This window comes from Amycolatopsis sp. NBC_01480 (assembly GCF_036227205.1).
GTDB lineage: Bacteria > Actinomycetota > Actinomycetes > Mycobacteriales > Pseudonocardiaceae > Amycolatopsis.
Genome location: NZ_CP109442.1, coordinates 8,805,328 through 8,824,363, shown reverse-complemented (window position 1 = coordinate 8,824,363; position 19,036 = coordinate 8,805,328). Strand labels below are relative to the sequence as shown.

At 72.5% G+C, this 19,036-nt stretch carries 16 protein-coding genes; 9 read left to right on the top strand and 7 right to left on the bottom strand.

Annotation, left to right across the window (positions count from 1 at the left end; translation table 11 throughout):
* Positions 1 to 34: 34 nt before the first annotated feature.
* Positions 35 to 910, bottom strand: coding sequence for an ABC transporter permease (locus tag OG371_RS41140; RefSeq protein ID WP_329062121.1), 876 nt, complete (start codon positions 908 to 910; stop codon positions 35 to 37).
* Complete coding sequence (locus OG371_RS41135; RefSeq protein ID WP_329062119.1) at positions 907 to 1,752, bottom strand: ABC transporter ATP-binding protein; 846 nt, start codon at positions 1,750 to 1,752, stop codon at positions 907 to 909. Before OG371_RS41135 ends, OG371_RS41140 begins: the two co-directional genes overlap by 4 nt.
* Positions 1,753 to 2,016: 264 nt before the next feature.
* On the opposite strand from OG371_RS41135, the gene OG371_RS41130 reads away from it, so the two are divergent.
* The 3 genes from OG371_RS41130 (at position 2,017) to OG371_RS41120 (ending at position 5,369) form a co-directional block, all read left to right on the top strand.
* Positions 2,017 to 3,624, top strand: a complete 1,608-nt coding sequence (locus tag OG371_RS41130; protein WP_329062117.1) for a sensor histidine kinase — start codon at positions 2,017 to 2,019, stop codon at positions 3,622 to 3,624.
* 2 nt (positions 3,625 to 3,626) lie between these two features.
* Positions 3,627 to 4,325: a response regulator transcription factor gene (locus OG371_RS41125; protein WP_329062115.1), complete on the top strand. Its 699-nt coding sequence runs from the start codon at positions 3,627 to 3,629 to the stop codon at positions 4,323 to 4,325.
* Positions 4,326 to 4,532: 207 nt separating this feature from the next.
* A complete protein-coding gene (locus OG371_RS41120) occupies positions 4,533 to 5,369 on the top strand; it encodes an undecaprenyl-diphosphate phosphatase (RefSeq protein ID WP_329062113.1) in 837 nt (278 codons plus the stop codon).
* Between the two features lie 4 nt (positions 5,370 to 5,373).
* Here OG371_RS41120 and OG371_RS41115 read toward each other — a convergent pair whose 3' ends face one another.
* Positions 5,374 to 6,096 (bottom strand): type 1 glutamine amidotransferase, encoded by a 723-nt coding sequence (locus tag OG371_RS41115; protein WP_329062111.1) that lies wholly within the window; start codon positions 6,094 to 6,096, stop codon positions 5,374 to 5,376.
* Positions 6,097 to 6,310: 214 nt separating this feature from the next.
* Between OG371_RS41115 and efeU the strand changes: the two genes are divergently transcribed.
* Both efeU and efeB read left to right on the top strand, forming a co-directional pair.
* Positions 6,311 to 8,326 (top strand): iron uptake transporter permease EfeU, encoded by a 2,016-nt coding sequence (gene efeU, locus OG371_RS41110; RefSeq protein ID WP_329062108.1) that lies wholly within the window; start codon positions 6,311 to 6,313, stop codon positions 8,324 to 8,326.
* Between the two features lie 32 nt (positions 8,327 to 8,358).
* Entirely contained in the window at positions 8,359 to 9,573 is a 1,215-nt protein-coding gene (gene efeB / locus OG371_RS41105) for an iron uptake transporter deferrochelatase/peroxidase subunit (protein WP_329062106.1), read from the top strand.
* Positions 9,574 to 9,886: 313 nt separating this feature from the next.
* On the opposite strand, the gene OG371_RS41100 is transcribed toward efeB, so the two are convergent.
* The 3 genes from OG371_RS41100 to OG371_RS41090 all read right to left on the bottom strand — a co-directional run bounded on the left by OG371_RS41100 (position 9,887) and on the right by OG371_RS41090 (position 14,573).
* Positions 9,887 to 10,963 (bottom strand): iron-siderophore ABC transporter substrate-binding protein, encoded by a 1,077-nt coding sequence (locus OG371_RS41100; RefSeq protein ID WP_329062104.1) that lies wholly within the window; start codon positions 10,961 to 10,963, stop codon positions 9,887 to 9,889.
* A gap of 110 nt (positions 10,964 to 11,073) precedes the next feature.
* Positions 11,074 to 12,867, bottom strand: coding sequence for an ABC transporter ATP-binding protein (locus OG371_RS41095; RefSeq protein WP_329062102.1), 1,794 nt, complete (start codon positions 12,865 to 12,867; stop codon positions 11,074 to 11,076).
* Between the two features lie 14 nt (positions 12,868 to 12,881).
* Positions 12,882 to 14,573 carry an ABC transporter ATP-binding protein gene (locus OG371_RS41090; RefSeq protein WP_329062100.1) on the bottom strand — a complete coding sequence of 564 codons (1,692 nt, stop codon included), beginning with the start codon at positions 14,571 to 14,573 and terminating at the stop codon, positions 12,882 to 12,884.
* 69 nt (positions 14,574 to 14,642) lie between these two features.
* Here OG371_RS41090 and OG371_RS41085 point away from each other — a divergent pair, with 69 nt between their 5' ends.
* Positions 14,643 to 15,725 carry a FecCD family ABC transporter permease gene (locus OG371_RS41085; protein ID WP_442876040.1) on the top strand — a complete coding sequence of 361 codons (1,083 nt, stop codon included), beginning with the start codon at positions 14,643 to 14,645 and terminating at the stop codon, positions 15,723 to 15,725.
* On the top strand, positions 15,722 to 16,762 hold the full coding sequence (locus OG371_RS41080; RefSeq protein WP_329062096.1) for a FecCD family ABC transporter permease: 1,041 nt from the start codon (positions 15,722 to 15,724) through the stop codon (positions 16,760 to 16,762). Before OG371_RS41085 ends, OG371_RS41080 begins: the two co-directional genes overlap by 4 nt.
* A 4-nt stretch (positions 16,763 to 16,766) precedes the next feature.
* Here OG371_RS41080 and OG371_RS41075 read toward each other — a convergent pair whose 3' ends face one another.
* Positions 16,767 to 17,621, bottom strand: a complete 855-nt coding sequence (locus OG371_RS41075; RefSeq protein WP_329062094.1) for a DMT family transporter — start codon at positions 17,619 to 17,621, stop codon at positions 16,767 to 16,769.
* 43 nt (positions 17,622 to 17,664) lie between these two features.
* Between OG371_RS41075 and OG371_RS41070 the strand changes: the two genes are divergently transcribed.
* Positions 17,665 to 18,177: a DinB family protein gene (locus OG371_RS41070; protein ID WP_329062092.1), complete on the top strand. Its 513-nt coding sequence runs from the start codon at positions 17,665 to 17,667 to the stop codon at positions 18,175 to 18,177.
* A 24-nt stretch (positions 18,178 to 18,201) separates the two neighbouring features.
* Positions 18,202 to 18,921 (top strand): MBL fold metallo-hydrolase, encoded by a 720-nt coding sequence (locus tag OG371_RS41065; protein ID WP_329062090.1) that lies wholly within the window; start codon positions 18,202 to 18,204, stop codon positions 18,919 to 18,921.
* Positions 18,922 to 19,036: the final 115 nt, after the last annotated feature.

The window sequence follows — 19,036 nt, the reverse complement described above, 5'->3', positions numbered from 1 at the left end:
TTCTCCTTCGGTGATTTCTTCGGCGGGGGGCGGGTCAGAGGTCGGGGCCGGCGAGCTGGGCCGGGCGCCAGCGGAGCAGCCGGCGCTCGAGCCGGGTGATGAGCCATTCCGCGAGCAGCGCGACGATGCCCATGATCACCATCGCGGCCCAGACCCCGTTGGCGTCGAACGTGCCCTGGGCGTTCTTGATCAGCACGCCGAGCCCGGCGTAGCCGCCGAGGAACTCGCCGACGATCGCGCCGATCAGGGCGAAGCCGAAGCTCACGTGCAGGCTCGCGATGATCCAGGTGAACGCCGAGGGCAGCACCACCTGGCGGGTGACCTGCCAGCGGGACGCGCCGAGGATGCTCGCGTTGGCGATGAAGTTGCGGTCCACCTCGCGGGTGCCCTGGAAGGCGTTGAAGAAGACGCCGAAGAACACCAGCACGATGACGAGCAGGATCTTCGACTCCAGCCCCAGCCCGAAGGCGAGCACGAACACCGAGCCGAGCACGATCCGAGGGATCGCGTTGAGCACCTTGATGAACGGGCCGAACACGTCCGACAGGAACCGGATCCGGCCGAGCGCGATGCCGCACACGATGCCCAGCGCGGTGCCGATCACGAAGCCGATCAAGGCCTCCTGCAGCGTGGTCCAGATCTGGGCGCCGAGCGAGCCGATGGCGGTGCCCTCGGTGATCCAGGCCTGCAGCCGGGACACGATGCCCGAGGGCAGGCCGTAGAGGATGATGCCGCGCTGGTCGCCTTGGACGAGCAGCTGCCAGCCGCCGAGGACCACGACCAGCACCAGCACCTGGGTCAGGTGCACCAGGGTCTGACGCCGGCGGCGGCGCGCGCGGTGGGCGGCTTGGAGTTCGGCCGGCCGGGTGCCCGCGGCCGGGGTGCCCGCGGCCAGGTTCGTGTTGGTCACGACGCCTCCTTCCCCTGCAGCTGGGTGGTCTGGGTGTAGGCGAGGTCGACCTCGGCGCGCAGGGCCTCCCAGATCTGCTGGTAGAGGTCGACGAACTGGCGCTCGAAGCGGATCTCCTGCACCACCCGCGGGCGCGGAAGGTCGATCGGGAAGCGGGCCTTGACCGTGGCGGCCGGCCCCGCGGTCAGCACCACGACGGTGTCCGCGAGGGCGATGGCCTCCTCGAGGTCGTGGGTCACGAACACCACGGCGGGGCGCGTGAGGTCCCACAGGGACAGCAGCTCGTCCGACATCTTCGCGCGGGTCTGCACGTCGAGGGCGGAGAACGGCTCGTCCATGAGCAGGATCTCCGGCTCGTTGATCAGGTTCTGCGCGAGGGCGACGCGCTTGCGCATGCCGCCGGAGAGCTGGTGCGGGTAACGGTCCTCGAACCCGGCGAGGCCGACCCGGCGGATCCAGTCGCGGGCGTCGGTCAGCGCCGTCCGCTTGGCCACGCCGCGGAACCGGGGCCCGGCGGAGACGTTGTCCAGCACGGTTTTCCACGGCAGGATCGCGTCGGCCTGGAACATGAAGCCGACCCCCGGGGTGATGCCGGTGACCGGTTCGCCGTGCACCGTGACCGAGCCGGCGGACGGACGCTCCAAACCGGACACCAGGGTCAGGGTCGTGGACTTGCCGCAGCCGGTGGGGCCGACCACGGCGCAGAACTCCCCGGGCTCGACCCGGACGTCGAGGTCTTTCAGTGCCGTGTAAGGCAAACCGCCGTCGGTGGTGAACTGCTTGGTCACCCCCGCGAGTTCGATGGCCGGGCCCTGGCCCGGTACTGGGCTGGTATCGCGCACCCTGCGCTCCTTCCGCTCGGTCGTCGGGCCAGGACGTTAAGTGCGTGCCGCGCCGCGGAAAACGTTGTGTGCGTTACCGGTCGTGCTGTGCGTTCCGCTGCATTTAGCTCGTTTAGCTCAGGTGGATCCGGACGATCGGGACCTTTCGGCGGCGAATGCTTGGCAGGGTGGGAACGGCGTGATGTCATGCGAGGCGCCCCTACGACCAGTGGCCCCTGTGTTGTGCCATTGGCCGTGAACCACCGATGGCAGAGCGGAGCGGCCATGTGGCGACAGCGCCCTCTGGCGACCCAGATCCTGCTCGCGGTCCTGGGCATCCTCCTGGTGACGGTGGCCGCGGGCGCGCTGCTCTACGCCCGGCTGACCGGCGACACGCTCGACCGGCAGTACGGGCAGCGCGCGCTCGGGATCGCCACGACCGTGGCGCAGATGCAGCCGATCCGCGACGCGCTGGCCGAGCAGGACCCCGGCCACCGCATCCAGGCCATCGCCGAACAGGTGCGCCGCAGCACCGGCGCGGCCTACGTGGTGGTGACCGACCGGTCCGGCGTCCGCTACTCGCACCCGAAGCTTTCCCTGATCGGGCAACGGATCGAAGAGCCGGTCGTGGCGCTCGACGGCCAGGGGCACGTCGGGATCGACAACGGGAGCCTCGGGCGCTCGGCCAACGGGCGGGCCCCGCTGCCCGGCGCCGACGGCTCGATCGAGGGCCAGGTGTCGGTGGGGATCCTCGAGGAGCAGGTCACCAGCCAGCTGGTGAACCAGATCCCCGAGGTGGTGCTTTATTCGGCGCTGGCGCTGGCCATCGGCGTGCTGGTGTCCTGGCTGCTGGCCCGCACCCTCAAGCGCGCCACCTTCGGCCTCGAACTGGCCGAGATCGCCACCCTGCTCCAGGAGCGGGAGGCGATGCTGCACGGCATCCGGGAAGGCGTCATCGGGGTCGATGCCGGCGGCGGCGTGAGCGTGATCAACGACGAAGCGCGCCGGCTGCTGGGGATTTCGGCGAACGCGGCCGGCCAGTCGGTCGGGGAGCTGCTGCCGCCCGGCCGCCTCCTCGACGTCGTGGCGGGGCAGAGCCCCGGTGCGGACGAGGTCGTGCTCACCGACGATTACCTGCTGGTGGTGAACCGGATGCCGGTGGTGCTGGCGGGCCGCCCCGCCGGGCACGTGATCACCTTGCGGGACCACACCGAGCTCGAAGGGCTGGTGCGGGAGCTGCACGCGCTGACCGGCTTGACCACCGCGTTGCGCGCGCAGGAGCACGAGTTCAACAACCGGCTGCACGTGCTGTCCGGGCTGCTCGGCCTCGGCGAGCCGGAGGAGGCCACCCGGTACCTGGCCGAGATCTCCGGCGAGTCGCTGGCCCAGGCGGGCGATCTGCGGGCCCGCATCGCGCCGCCGGAGCTCGCGGCGCTCCTGCTCGCGAAGGTGACGATCGCGGCGGAGCGCGACGTCCGGCTGACCGTGACCGCCGAGTCCCATGTGGACCGTCCGGCGGGGGAGGCCGGGGCTTTGCTGACGGTGCTGGGCAATCTGATCGACAACGCGGTGGAGGCGACGGCCGGCGGGGCCGCGCCGCGGGCCGTGACCGTCCACCTCGCCGAGGTGGGCGACGACCTCCACCTGGTCGTGACCGACACCGGCCCGGGAGTGCCGGCGGACGCCCAGCGCGCGGTTTTCGCGGACGGTTACTCGACGAAGACCGAGCCGGGCGGGCCGCGCCGGGGACTCGGGCTCGCGTTGGTGCACCGCCTGGTTCGCCGGGCCGGCGGGACCGTCGAGGTCAGCTCGGGCCCGGGCGCCCGCTTCGAGGTCCGCCTGCCGCTCGCGGGCTTGGTGAAACCGCCGGAAACCATGAGCTCGGGGGTGTGACGATGATCAGGACGCTGGTGGTGGACGACGACTACCGGGTGGCGAAGATCCACGCGGCCGGCATCGACCGCGTGCCCGGCTTCAGCTGCGTCGGGCAGGCCCACAGCGCGGCCGAGGCCCGGCAGGCGGTGGCTGACCTCTCGCCCGAGTTGTTGCTGCTCGACATCTACCTGCCCGACGACGACGGGCTGGCGATCCTGCGCGGCCTCAATTCCGCCGGCGGCGCCGGCCCGGACTGCATCGTGATCACCGCGGCCCGCGACCTGGAGACCGTGCGCACCGCGATGCACCTCGGCGCGGTCTACTACCTGGTGAAGCCGTTCGGTTTCGCGCAACTGCGCGACCAGCTCGACGCGTACCGGCGCTGGCGGCAGCAGACCAGCGGCAGCGGCGACGCCGACCAAGCCACCGTCGACGCGCTGTACAACCTGCTCAAGGGCCCGGCCGCGAAATCGCCGCCCGCGGCCGCGCTCCCGCCCACCATGCGCAAGATCCTGGAGGCCATCCAGTCCGCGCCCCGCCCGATCGGCGCGAGCGCCCTCGCCGCGGAACTCGGCCTCAGCCGCCCCACCGCCCAGCGCTACCTCACGGAACTCCATCGCCGCGGCGCGATCCGGCTGCATCTCGAGTACGGGCGGGCTGGGCGTCCGGTGCATCTGTACGCGATGCCGGATCTGAGTCCGGCTACCGGCTTGCCGTGACCCCGGGCCACGCTGCCGCACTGGATTACCGGGCCCGCGCCCGGGCGAAAACGACAACGGTGTAGAAATACCGCAGAGGCGCCGAAGCCCGGCCCGGCCGGGCCAGGCGGTCGCCCGCATGATCCCGCCGGGCGCGGGCCCTCGGCCGCCGAGTCCCGACGGCGGCTCCTGACCGTTCTTGTCCCTTTGTGGTGAAGGAAAAACACCGTGAGCGCGATCGACATCGGCCAGTCCGTGATCCTCGGGATCGTCGAAGGCCTGACCGAATTCCTGCCGGTGTCGTCCACCGGGCACCTGAAGATCGCCGAGGGGCTGCTCGGCATCCCGGTCGGCGACAAGTCCGTGGTCGGCTTCACCGCGGTGATCCAGGTCGGCGCCATCGCGGCGGTGCTGGTCTACTTCTTCCGCGACATCGTCCGGTTCGCCGCCGCCTGGGGCCGCGGCCTGGTGAATCCCCGGGCGCGCCAGGAGCACGACTACAAGTTCGCCTGGTGGGTCATCTTCGCGACGCTGCCGATCGTGGTCGCGGGCCTGCTCTTCCAATCCCTGGTCAAGGGGCCGCTCGCGTCGTTGTGGGTTGTCGCCGGCTCGCTGATCGTCGGCAGCGCGGTGATGTGGTTCGCGGACCGGGCCGGCAGCGGACGCCGCAGTGAAGCCGAATCGACGCTGACGGACGCGATGCTCGTGGGCGCGTCACAGATCCTCGCCCTGCTCTTCCCCGGGTTTTCCCGCTCCGGCGCGACGATCTCGACCGGCCTGCTCCGCGGCCTGGACCGGGTGGCCGCGACGCGGCTGTCGTTCTTCCTGTCGATTCCGGCGCTGACCGGCGCCGGGCTGTACGAGCTGAAGGACGCCCTCGGCGGCGGCGTCGGCGCCGTGGCGCTGGTGGTCGGGACCGTGGTGTCGTTTGTCGTCGCCTACGCGTCGATCGCGTGGCTGCTGAAGTTCGTCGCCGGGCACACGTTCACCGCGTTTGTCATCTACCGCATCGTCGTGGGCGTCGCGCTGCTGGCCGTGCTGGGCACCGGGCTGCTGCAGCCCTGACCGGCTACTTCCGCCGTCCGCGTTTCGCCGCGCGCAGCCGTTCTTCGCGCAGGGAACCGACTTCCGGCAACGGCAGTGCGGACGGCGGGGTGCCGAGCGCCCACGCCAGCAACAGGTCCGCCAGCGCGGGATTACGCGCGAGGACCGGCCCGTGCAGGTAGGTCGCCAGCACCCGGCCGTTGACCGCGCCCTCGGTGCCGTCCCCGTTCCCGACCCCGGAGCGCACCGATCCGAGCACAACGCTGCCGCCGCCCACGCGGGTGCGGCCGCGGTGGTTTTCGAAGCCGGTCAGCGGTTCCGTGCCCAGCTCGGGCCCGACGTCGACGACGACTTCCCCGACCGCGCGGCGCGGCCCGGGCTCGGTCACCGCGTCGAGCAGGCCGAGCCCGGCGTGCCGCTCGCCGTCGGTGGTGGTGAATTCGGTGCCGAGGATCTGCAGCCCGGCGCAGACGCCGAACACCACGGCCCCGCGCGCGACCGCCTCGTGCAGTCCGGGCCGGGCCCGGAGCCGGCTGACCGCCAGGGTCTGGGCGTCGTCTTCGCCGCCGCCCAGCAGGTACACGTCGAGTGAGGACGGCAGTGTCTCACCGTGGTCGAATCCGGCCACGGTCGCGGTGATGCCGCGCCACTGCAACCGGCGCTGCAGGACCTGGGCGTTGCCGCTGTCGCCGTAGGTGCCGAGGATGTCGGGCAGGACCAGGCCGATGCGCAGGACGGAGTCGGTCATCGCCACACGGGGGCCCGGTGCTTCGGCAGGAGGAGGCGCATGGCCCGAATGTAGGTCCGGGCCGCTCAACGCAGGGTTCGCGCCGGGTTAACCGAAGGCTGCGTCATTCGTCCACAGTGGACAGGATTAGCGGAGGGTTATTTCCCGTTGGCCCACGGCTTACCGCGAATTTGGTTAGCTGAGGCTTGCCAAACCGACGAGAGGACGGGTGCCCATGTGGGCCGAGGGCGTGCCGAACCTGGTGATCGGCCTGCGCGAGGGACTGGAGATCGGGCTGGTCGTCAGCATCCTGCTGGCCGCCCTGCGCAAAACCGCTCCGGGCACCTCGGCGAGCCCGCTCTGGACCGGGGTGCTGGCCGCGGCGGTCCTGTCGCTGGGATTCGGTGCGGCGCTGACCTTTTCCCGCGCGGAATTGACCGCACAGGCCCAGAGCGTCTTCGCGGGTGTGCTGAGCCTGGTCGCCGTGGTGCTCGTGACGGTGATGGTCTTCTGGATGCGGCGGGCGGCCCGGGCGTTGTCGGGGGAGCTGCGGGCGAAGGTCGGCGCGGCGGTCATGGTCGGCGGGGGCGCACTGGCGTTGACGGCCTTCCTCGCGGTCGCCCGCGAGGGGCTCGAAACGGCGCTATTCGTCTGGACCACCGTGCAGGCCTCGGGCCGCACCTGGGTTCCCTTGATCGGCGCGGCAGTGGGGCTCGCGGTGGCGTTCGGCCTGTGCGTGGTGCTGTACCGCACCAGCGTCAAACTCGATCTCGGCAAGTTTTTCACCCGCAGTGCCGTCGTGCTGGTCATCATCGCGGCGGGCGTGCTGTCCTACGGCGTCGGCGAACTCCAGTCGGCCGGTCTGGTCCCCGGGCACACCTGGGTCGCGTTCGATCTGTCCCGCGTCGTTTCCACGGACGCCTGGTGGGTTTCGATCATCACCGGTATCACCAACCTGGCGCCGGTGATGACCTGGACGCAGGTGATCCTGTACGTGGCGTTCGCGGTCACCGTGCTGGTGCTGTACTTCCGCCCCCAGGCCGTCGCGGCACCGGCTGGTGCCAAGACCGCTTCGCCGCGTCCGATGCGGCGGCCCTGGCTGTACCTGGCCGCCGCGGTGATCCTGCCGCTGGCCGCGGTCGCCGGCTTCGTGCTCGCGGCCCCGTCCACCGGCGGCGGGCAGGCGGCCGCGGTGACGGTCTCGGCCGGCGGCTGCGCGGACGACTGGGCCGGGGCGAGCGCCGGGCGGCGCACTTTCACCGTGGTCAACGAATCGTCCCACGGCGGGGAGATCTACCTGGTCCGCGCCGCGGACGCGTCGGTGGTCGGGGAGATCGAAGGGCTCGGGCCCGGCACCCGCCGGTCGATCTCGGTGGACCTCGCGCCGGGCTCCTACGCGTGGCGCTGCGTCGTGCCGGGGCAGCTGGATCAGCGTTCGCCCGCGGGCCAGGTGACGGGCACCGGACCGGCCGCGGTCGCGGCGCCGGTGCTGCCGATCGCCCCTTCGGACCTGGCCGGGCCGTTGCGGGCGAACGCGGCGTACGTCCTCGCCGCGGTGCGCACGACCGGCGTCGAAGCCCAGCACGTGCGCGATGCGCTGCAGCACGGCGATCTGCCGGGGGCGCGAGCGGCCTGGCTGCCGGCGCAGCTGGCCTGGGAACGCACCGGGGCCGCGTACGGCGCGTTCGACGACCTCGGCGTGGCCATCGCGGGGCTGCCCCAAGGCTTGCCGCACGGCGTCGCGGACCCGGGTTTCACCGGCTTGCGCCGGCTCGAATACGGGCTCTGGCATGGAGAATCCGCCACCACGCTGGTGCCCGTCGCGGCGAAGCTGGTCGACGACCTCCAGGCGCTGACCGTCAAACTGCCCACGCTCGAAGCCGATCCGGCCGACCTGCCCCGCCGGGCGCACGAAATCCTCGAGGACGCCGTCCGCCGGCACCTGACCGGGCTCTCGGACCAGGGATCGGGTTCCGGTTACGCCGAGACCCTCGCCGACGTCGACGCCACCACCGCGGTGCTCGACCAGCTGCGCGGGCTGATCACTGCCCGCCGCCCGGAGCTGTTGCCGGTACTCGCCCGGCAAACCCAAGCGCTGCGTGACGCGCTGAACGCCATCCAGGCCGGCGGGGCCTGGCGCGCGCCGTCGGCGGTCCCGCTCGCGCAGCGGCAACACGTCGACGCCGCGACCGGCGCGATCCTCGAAAGCCTCGCCACCGTCCCGACCCTGCTCGAAATCCGCGCCGGTTGACCCGGCCGCCTCACCGAACCCGGAGCATCCCCATGTCCTTGAGCCGTCGACGTTTCCTGCAGGGCGCGGGCGCCGGGGTCACCGGCAGCGCACTCGCCGGAGGACTCTTCGCCGCCGGCGCCCGCGCCGACACCCCACCGTCCACTCAGGACTTGGGGCCGGTCGGATTCCACGGCGACCACCAGGCCGGCGTCCTCACCCCGGCCCCGGCCGCGGGCACGTTCGCCGCGTTCGACGTCACCAGCCCGGACCGTGCGGGACTTGTGGCGCTGCTGCAGACCCTGACCGCCCGCGCCCGCGTGCTCACGGCGGGCGGGCCCCAGCCGGACCTCGGCGTCGGCGCGCCCCCGGCCGACAGTGCGGTGCTCGGGCCGGACGCCCCGGCAGGCGGCCTGACCATCACCGTCTCCGTGGGGAGTTCGCTGTTCGACCAGCGGTACGGCCTCGCCGGCCGCAAACCGTTGCACCTCAAGCCAATGCCCGTCTTCCCCGACGACGCGCTCGAACCGGCGTCGTGCCACGGCGATCTGATGTTGCAGATCTGCGCGACCACCGCGGACACCGCGCACCACGCCCTGCGGGACCTGATGAAGCACACGCGGGCGTGGATGCAACCGCGGTACCGGATCGACGGGTTCGTCCCGCCGCCTCGCCCGTCCGGCGCGCCGCGCAACCTGATGGGGTTCAAGGACGGCATCGTCAACCCGGCGCCCGCCGAAGCCACGGGCGTCGTGTGGGTCGCGGCGGACGGCCAGGAACCGGAGTGGGCAACCGGCGGCTCGTACCAGGTGGTCCGGCTGATCCGGATGCTGATCGAGTTCTGGGACCGGGTTTCGCTGACCGAGCAGGAGCGCATGTTCGGCCGCCGCCGCGACACCGGCGCGCCGCTGGACGGCTCCGCCGAGACCGACAAGCCCGACTACGCCCGGGATCCCGGCGGCACCGTCATCCCGCTCGATTCCCACATCCGGCTGGCCAACCCGCGCACCGCCGAGTCCGCGGGCAGCGCGATGCTGCGCCGTCCGTACAACTACGACCGCGGCTTCGCCCCGACCGGCGAGCTGGACTCCGGGCTGATTTTCTGTTGTTACCAGCGGAATCTGGCCACGCAGTTCGAAGCCGTGCAGGCCCGGCTGGCCGGCGAGCCACTGGCGGACTACCTGCGCCCCTTCGGCGGAGGCTACTTCTTCACCCTGCCCGGCGTGCGCGGCGATCAGGACTGGTACGGCAGCGGCCTGCTGCGCTGAGCAGGAGCGCGATGGTCAGGATCGGCGCTGCGACGGCCACGGCTCGCGCCGCGCGGACGGGCAGCCCCGCCCGTGGGACGGGGCCGCCGGGCGGGGACGGCGGTCCGGTGAAGCGAAGCCGTGAATCCATGTGGTGCCACCGATGCACCTCCAGGTAGACCACGCGCCAACTACCCGCCCAGGCCGCCGCGGCCAGCGCCAGCAACCCGGTCTGCGTCTTCATGGCGTCAGCATAAGCTGACGGCTGCCGCCCGGCAAGGAAAAAGGCCGCCCGGATCACTCCGGACGGGCCTTTTCCTTACGCTCCAACGAGTCAGCTGGCGGGCTTGACCTCGGTGGCCGGGTTCCCGTCCACGGCGGCCGCCAGCTGCGGGACGAGCCGCTGCAGCTGATACGGCAGGCTCAGCGGGCTGACGAACGAGGTCGCGCCGCCGTACGTGCTCGCGTCCTCGATGAAGACCTCGCGCTTCTGCTTCGCGACGTTCAGGCCCGAGTACAGCTTGTCCTTCGCCAGGGTGGCCTGGCCATTGGCGATCGTGTCGACGATCCAGGCCAGCGCGTCGACGTTCAGCAGGTCGGTGCGCTCGGCGCTGATGTTCGCGCCGAACTTGTCGCCGATGGCCTGGTCCAGGTTCGCGGGCAGCTTGAAGCCGAGGTCGGTCAGGATGCGGGAGCGCGGGTCTTCGCTGCCGTAGACGAAGTAGCCGTCGTACTGCGTGGCCATCAGGGCCGTCTTGCCGGCGAACTCCGGGTGCGCCGCGCGGGCCTTGGCGATCTGGTCCTCGACGCCCTGCACCAGCTGGTCGGCCTCCTTGGCCTTGCCGACCGCCTTGCCCACGGCCTTCGTCTCGTCCTGCCAGGGGATGCCGTAGTCGTTGAACCCCTTGGGCTGCGCGATCGTCGGCGCGATCTTCGACAGCGTCGAGTACTGCTCCTGCGTCAGCGCGGAGTACAGGCCGATGATCAGGTCCGGCTTCAGCGCGGCGATCTTCTCGAACTGCGGGCCGTCGGTGCCCTTCAGCACGGTCGGCACCGGCGCGCTGCCGAGCTTGTCCTTGGCCCACGGGCCGATCGCGCCGGGGAAGTTGCCGAGGTACTCCGTGGTGCCGACCGGGACGACGCCGAGCGCCAGCAACGCGTCCTGCTCGGTCAGGCCGACCGTGACCACGCGCTGCGGCGCCTTCTCGATCTTCGTCGAGCCGTACTTGTGGTCGATGGTGACCGGGAACGCGCCCGGGTCCGTGGGACTGGACGACCCGCCCGGCGTGGCTGCGGTGTCGGCGCCGGACCCGCAGGCCGTGAGCGCGCCGGCCAGCAGGAGCGCCGAGGTCAGCGCCCCGGCGGCCCGGGCGCGCCCGCGCACGGCGGACAGGAGGGAGAAGCGGGCCATCATCGGTCCTTTACGGTCGCACTCGATTAATCAGGTTTGGCTAACCTAAGACGTCCTCGGCTGCCGACGCAAGGACGAGGACTGCGGCGCCGCTCACGTTGCGGCTCTCTTTACCCAGGCTGGGGCTCACCGTGGACTTCGCGCTGCCCCGACCAAGCCGCCCACAACGTCGCGTACGCACCGCCCGCGGCGACCAGCTCGTCGTGGGTTCCGGTCTCCACCACGGCGCCCGCGTCGAGGACCACGATCCGGTCCGACGCCGCCGCCTGGGTGAGCCGGTGGGCCACGACCAGCCCGGTCCGTCCGGACAATGCCGCCGCCGCGGCCGCTTCGAGCGTCTTCGCGCCCGCGCTGCCCGCCTCGGCGGTGGCCTCGTCCAGGATCGCCACCGGCGGGTCGGCCAGCACCAGCCGGACCAGCGCGAGTTGCTGCGCCTGCGTGACGGTGAGCTGGTGCCCGCCGTCGCCGACGACGGTGGCGAGCCCGTCCGGGAGGGCCTCGGCCCAGCCGAGCGCGCCGACGGCCGTCAGCGCCGCCCGCAGTTCGTCGTCGCTCGCCTCGGGGCGGGCGAGGCGCAGGTCGCCGGCCAGGGTGCCGCTGAAGACGTGCACCTCCTGGCTGATCAGCGCGACGGTGCGCCGGGTCTGCTCGGGGCCCAGCTCGTCGAGCGGGACGCCGCCGAGCGAGACCGCGCCGGAGCCGGCCCGGTGGATGCCGGCGATCAGCTTGGCCAGGGTCGTCTTGCCCGCGCCGCTCGCGCCGACCAGCGCGACGCGCTCGCCGGGGGAGAGGTCGAGGTCGACCTCCCGCAACACCGGGTGACCGTCCACATAGGAGTGGCTGACCGCGGTCGCCTTGACCGAGGAGTCCACCGGCCGCCCCGGCCGCCGCGGCTCAGCCAGCGCGGGCAGATCCGCCACGCCGATCAGCCGGGCCAGGCTCGCGGTGGCCGCCTGCGCGTCGTCGACCAGCGCCAGCGCGGTGTTGACAGGTGCGAACAGACTGTGGAAGTACAGCGCGGCGGCGGTGGCGACGCCGACCGTCGCCAGGTTCGCGCCCACCAGCAGGTAACCCGCCGCGAGCACCGCGGACAGGCCGACGAACTCGGCCAGGTTCAGCCGTCCGAAGAACTGCGTCACCAGCCGGATTCCGCGCAGCGCCAGCTCGACCGCGCCCGAGGACCGCTGCCGGACGCGCTCCACATGCTCGTCGGCCAGCCGGAACGCGCGCACGGTCTTGGCGCCGCCGATGGTGTCCAGCAACTGCTGCTGCTGTGAGCCGACGGCGGCGCGTTGCGCGGCGTAGAGCGGTTTCGCCTGCCGCACATACCAGCGCACGGTGTGCAGCTGGATCGGCACGGCCAGCAGCGCGGCGAGCAGGAACCGCCAGTCGAGCACCGCCATCGCGACCAGGGTGAGCACGATCGTCAGCACCGAGCGGCCCAGCTCCGGCAGCGCTTCGCGCACTCCTTCGGCGACCACCGCGACGTCGTTGGTGACGCGGGTGGTCAGGTCGCCGGAGCCGGCCTTCTCGACCTGTTCCAGCGGCAGCCCCAGCGCGCGGTCGACGAACCGCTCGCGCAGGTCGGCCAGCATCGTCTCGCCGAGCCGGGCGAGCATCGAAACGCCCAGCGCCGTCGCGATCGCCGACACCACCGCGACCAGCACCAGCGTCACCACGGGGGTGACCAGGTCCGTCGCCGGCCGGTGCTGCGCGACCACGTCGACGACGCGGCCGAGCAGCGGCGCGGTGAGTAGCCCGACCGCCGTGGCGCCGACGATGAAGGCGAACGAGCCGAGCGCGCGGCCCTTCGAACGGCCTAGCAATTCGCCCAGTACGGCGCGGATCCGCGGCCCGTCGGCCGTCGGCAGCAGCTCGCGGTCGTTCACGCCAACACTGCTCATGACAGCACCGCCGTTCATGACAACACCGCCGCGCGGTAGTCGGCGCGCTCGCGGACCAGCCCGGCGTGCTCGCCCTCGGCGACCGCCCGGCCGTCCGCCAGCAGCACCACGCGGTCGGTGGCCGCGAGCAGCGCGGGGCTGGTGGTGACGACGATCGTGGTGCGGCCGCGGCGAAGGCGGGCGACCCCGTCGGCGATGCGCGCCTCGGTCACCGTGTCCACGGCCGTGGTCGGGTCGTGCAGGACGAGCACCGGGGCGTCCTTGGCGAGCGCGCGGGCGAGCGCGACCCGTTGCCGTTGCCCGCCGGAAAGCGACCGCCCGCGCTCGGTGACCGCCGTGGCCGTGCCCGACGGCAGCGTGCTCGCCACCTCGTCGGCGGCCGCGGCGGACAGTACGCCGTCGGACAGGTCCGTGGCTCCCGCTCGCACGTTCTCCTCCAGGGTTCCTTCGAACAGGTCGGCGTCGTGCGCGGCGACGAGCACGACCTCGCGGACCCGGTCCGGGTCCACAGTGGACAGGTCGGCGGCGTCGACCCGGACGGTGCCCGCCGCCGGGTCGGTGAACCGGCCGAGGCAGTCGAGCAGGTCGGTGGCCACGGCGGGGTCGGTGGTGACCACGCCGAGCAGCTGGCCGGGCGGCACGGCGAGGTCCAGCCCGCGCAGTTTCCCGTGCGTGACCCCGGAAAGCTCGACCCGGCCGCCGGCAGGCGAGGGCAGCGCCGCGTCACCGGCGGGCACGGCGAGCGGCGCGTTCAGCACCGTCGCGACCCGCGCGGCCGAGGCGCGGCCCTGCGCCAGCTGCCCGTTGACCATGGCGAAGATCGAGAACGGCGCCTGCAGGAACTGGGCGAGCCCGACCGCCGCGACCAGGTCGCCGACGGTGATCTCGCCGTTCGCCGCCAGGTTTCCGCCGACGAGGGCGACCAATGCGATGAAGATGCCGGTGAGCGCGAGCAGTGCGCCGTTGTGCCAGGCCTGCGCGCGGGCCGCTTTCACCGTGGCCAGCAAGGAGTCCTGACTGGTCCGGCGGTAGCGCGCGACCGCCGCGGGCTCCGCGCCGATGCCCTTGAGCACCCGCAGCCCGGCGACGAGATCGGTCGCCACCCCCGACGCGTGCGCCGCGCGTTCCTGCTCCACCTCGCTGCGCCGTTCCAGCGGCTTGCCGATCAGGTGCGCGAGGAAGAGCAGCGGCGGCGTGCCCAGCAGGACCAGCAACCCGAGCGGCACGGACACGCGCAGCAGCGCGATCGCGCTGACCACCAGCCCGCTGAGCGCGGCGAACCCGAACGGCAGCATGGAGTCGACCATGCCGACGCGGCGGGCGTCCGAGGTCCCGATGCTCGCCAGCTCCCCGGCCAGCGCGCCGGTCTCGGTGCCGCCGCGCGGGTGCAGCACCCGGCGGCTGATCCGCAGCCGGAGGTCCTGCGCGGCGAGTTCCGCGGCCCGCTCGGCCGCCCGCGCGCCGAAGCGGTAGCTGTAGGACAGGACGAGGAACACCACGCCGAGCACGCCCAGCCACAACAGCAGGGTGAGCAAGGAGCTGTCCGCCACGGCGCGGTCGATCACCACGCCGATCACCACCGGCACCAGTGCCTCGCCGCCCTGGTGGCCGGCGGCCAGCACGGAGGCGAGCACCACCGGCTTCCGCTGCCCGGCGACCGCGCTCCGCAGCACGTCCCGCCCGGTGATCGCTGCCGCCGTCGTCACCGGCGCCCTCCTGTTCATCCCGCCTGCGGTCTGTCTTGATAGGTAAGGCTAGTCTAAGAACGGCTCCCGATGAGGTCCGGTCCCGGAGGAGGTTTCGTGGTCGTGAGCGCCAGTCCGCCCGTGCCGCGGGCGGATCCGCCCGCGCCGCGCGCCCGGGCCCAGGCCCTGCGCGGGGCCGGCCTGCTGGGCGCGGCCGGCGTGCTCGTGCTGGTCGTGCTGGTCAGCATCTGGGTCGGCTCGAAGGGCATCCCGTTCGCGTCCACCTGGTCGGTGCTGTGGCACAACGACGGCTCGGCCGACGCGGTGATCATCCACGACCAGCGGATCCCGCGGACGCTGCTGGGCGCGCTGGTCGGCGCCGCGCTCGGCCTGGCCGGCGCGGTGATGCAGGCGCTCACCCGCAATCCGCTCGCCGATCCGGGCCTGCTGGGGGTCAACAACGGCGCGTCCGCCGCGGTGGTCTCGGCCATCGCGTTCGCCGGGGTGAGCGGCGTGCTGGGCTACGTCTGGTTCGCGTTCCTCGGCGCGGCCATCGCCTCGGTGGTCGTCTACCTGCTGGGCACCGCGGGGCGCGCGGGCGCGACGCCGGACCGGCTGGTGATGTCGGGCGCGGCGCTGACCGCGGTGCTCCAGGCCTACATCGGCGCGGTGCTGCTGATCGACCCGGACACCTTCAACCAGTTCCGGTTCTGGAGCGTCGGCTCGCTCAGCGGCCGTCGCGCCGACGTGCTGGTGCAGGTCTCGCCGTTCATCGCGGTGGGCATTGTGTTGGCGCTGCTGCTCGCGCGGCCGCTGAACGTGCTGGCCCTGGGCGAGCAGACCGGCAAGGCGCTCGGCGCGCACATCGGCCGCACGCGGGTGCTCGGCGCGATCGCGGTGACGCTGCTGTGCGGCGCGTCGACCGCGGCGATCGGGCCGATCGCGTTCATCGGGCTGGCCGTGCCGCAGGCGGTGCGGATCCTGGTCGGGCCGGACCAGCGGTGGGTGCTGCCGTATTCGATGGTGCTTTCGCCGGTGCTGCTGATCGGCGCCGACGTGCTCGGGCGCATCCTGAACCCGCCGGAAGAGCTTCAGGTGGGCATCGTGACGGCGTTCCTCGGCGCCCCGGTGTTCATCGCGCTGTGCCGTCGCCGGAAGCTGGCGCGCCTGTGAACGCGGTCAAGGAAAAGCCCATCGGGACGGGCCGCGTTTCGGTCCGGGTGGCGCCGCGCGCGCTGATCGTCGGGATCGTGCTGTTCGTGCTGGTGTTCCTGCTCAGCGCGGTGAGCATGACCACCGGGGACTACCCGCTTTCGTTCGGCGACGTGGTGAAGACGCTGTTCGGCTTCGGCGACGCCGGGACCGAGTTCATCGTGACGACGCTGCGCCTGCCGCGGCTGCTGGTGGCGCTGCTGGTCGGCGGCGCGCTCGGGGTCAGCGGCGGCGTTCTGCAGAGCCTGTCCGGAAACCCGCTGGGCAGCCCGGACGTCATCGGCTTCACCGAGGGCTCGGCCACCGGCGCGTTGCTGGTGATCGTGCTGGCGCACGGCGGGTCTTCGGAGGTGGCCCTCGGTGCGTTGGCCGGCGGTCTGCTGACCGCGCTGGTGGTCGGGCTGCTGGCGTTTCGCCGTGGGGTGCAAGGGTTTCGGCTGATCTTGGTCGGCATCGGCGTGGCCGCGATGCTGACCGCCTTCAACTCGTACCTGATCACCCGCGCGTCGCTGCAGGACGCCTACTCCGCGCAGGCCTGGCTGGTCGGCGGGCTCAACGGGCGCGGCTGGGAAGAGGTCGTGCCGGTCGGGATCGCGGTGGTGATCCTGCTGCCGATCGCGTTCGGCCACGGGCGGCGGCTTTCGCTGCTGGAGATGGGCGACGACGCGGCGAAGGGCCTCGGCGTGCCGGTCGAGCGGACCCGGACGATCATGATCGCGGTCAGCGTGACGCTGTGCGCGGTCGCCACCGCGGCGGCCGGGCCGATCGCGTTCGTCGCGCTCGCGGCCCCGCAGCTGGCGAAGCGGCTGGCCCGCTCGGCGCGGCCGACGCTGGTGTCCGCGGCGTTGATGGGCGCGCTGCTGCTCGTGGCGAGCGACCTGGTGACCCGGCTGGCGTTCGGCGAGCAGGGCCTGCCGGTCGGCATCGCGACCGGCGCCATCGGCGGGCTGTACCTGATGTGGCTGCTCTCGAGCCAGTGGCGGCGCAACCGCGCCTGACGGCTCAGTGGCTGGCGGCCTCTTGCTGCGGTTCGATCGGCGCGGGCTCGCCGAATCGCGCGAGCGCCAGCGCCGCGGTGACGGCGAGGACGAACCCGGCGACCGCGACGAGCGCGAACCCGGGCCGGGTGCGGTCGCCGAGCAGCACGATGCCGATCAGCGACGGCAGCACGGTCTCGCCGAGCACCATCATCGCGGTGGAGGTGGTGACACTGCCGCGTTGCAAAGCCGTGGCGTAGAACAACATCGCCAGCCCGCCGGCCACTGCGACGATGTACAGCGCCGGGTCGGTCAGCAGGTCGAGCGGCGCCAGGCTGGGCATCACCCGGCCGGAGATCGCGACGATCCCGAAGCAGAGCCCGGCGACGAGGCCCAGCGCCGGCGTCCGCACGCGGCGGCTCGCCCGGCCCGCGGCGACCCCGGCCAGCCCGAGCACCACGACGGCGCCCGCGAGCACGAGCCGGAAGCCCAGCCCCACCTGGGTCGAGCCCTCGCTTTCGGCCGACCCGCCGAGCAGCGCCAGCCCCGCGCACACCACGCCGACGGCGGTCCACTCGCGCGCCCCGAGCCGTACGCCGAAGACTCGCGCGGCCACCGCCGTCACGGCCAGGCTGGCCGCCTGCGCCGCCTGCACGACGAACAGCGGCAGCACGTGCAGCGCGGCGATCTGCGCGACGAAGCCCAGCACGTCGAAGCCGAGCCCGAGCACGAACTTCCACTGCCGCAGCACGCGCAGCAGCAGCCGCGGGTCGACGCCCGCCCCCGAGTCCGGCGACGCCTTCGCCGCGACGGCCTGCATTACGGACGCGACGCCGTAAGCCACCGCGGAAAGCAACGCGCACAGCAGTCCCCACACCATGATCCCCACCCTATGCCGGGCGGCCTGCGCTACGCTCTGCGCCATGTCGAACAGCAGTTCGAGCGTCGAACGGGCCTGGCCCGACCCGCTGAGCGGGGACGAGCTCACCGTGCAGACCCGGTTCCTGGACTTCCTGCGGGCCACCGCCGTGAACAAGCTCGCCGGGCTGACCCGCGAGCAGGCCGTGGCGACACCGCTGCCGGCCTCACCCCGGACGAGCGCGCTGGGGGTGGTCAAGCACCTCACCGCGGTCGAGCGCTGGTGGCTCTCGATCGAGGCGGGCGGCGCGGAGCTGCCGTCGCTGTGGGAGGGCTCGCCCGATCCGAGCTGGGACCTCGCGGCCGACGACGACCCGGCCTCGGTCGTCGCCGCCTACCGAGAGGAATGGGCGCACTCGGCGGCCTCGCTGGCCGGGCTGGCCGCCGGCGACCGGACCAGGCGCGCGGGCGAGTTCACGGTGCGCTGGGTGCTGGCCCACGTCGTCCAGGAGACCGCGCGGCACGTCGGCCATCTCGACACGCTGCGCGAGCTGGCCGACGGCGAAGTGGGGGAGTGACCGCCGCCGGATAGGCTGCCCGGCATGGCAGACCAGCTGTACTTCCGCCAACTGCTCGCCGGCCGGGACTTCGCGGTGGGCGACCCCCTCGCGACGCAGATGGTCAACTTCGCCTACCTGATCGGCGACCGCGAGAGCGGCGAGGCGGTGCTCGTCGACCCGGCGTACGCGGTGCGGGACCTGCTGGACGTGCTGGCCGCCGACGGCATGCGGCTCGCCGGCGTGCTGGCCACGCACCACCACGCCGATCACGTCGGCGGCGAGATGACCGGCCTGCCGGTGGCCGGAATCGCCGAGCTGCTCGCCCTCGATCCGGTGCCGATCCACGTCAACGCGGACGAGGCCGAGTGGGTCCGCCGCGCCACCGGCGTCTCGGCCACCGACCTGACCCCGCACGACCACGACGATGTCCTGACCGTCGGCTCGATCGGCATCCGCCTGCTGCACACCCCCGGCCACACCCCCGGCAGCCAGTGCTTCCTGGTCGGCGACCGCCTCGTCTCGGGCGACACGCTGTTCCTCGAAGGCTGCGGCCGCACCGACTTCCCTGGCGGTGACGCGGACGCGATCTACCGCAGTCTTCAGTCACTTGCGGCGTTGCCGGGTGACCCGGTGGTGTATCCGGGGCACCAGTACTCGCCTGAGCCGTCGGCGACGTTGTCGTCGGTGAAGCAGACGAACTTTGTCTTCCGGCCGCGTTCGCTGGCTGAGTGGCATCGGATGTTCGGGATGTTCGGGGGCTGAGGCCGGTTTCTCCCGCGGTGCGGCCGAACAAAGCCGCATCCGTGGGGCCGGGGTTTCACTGCGTGGGAGCCGGACGTCGCGGATTGACTTCGCCGTCCGGTGACTTGATGCTCGG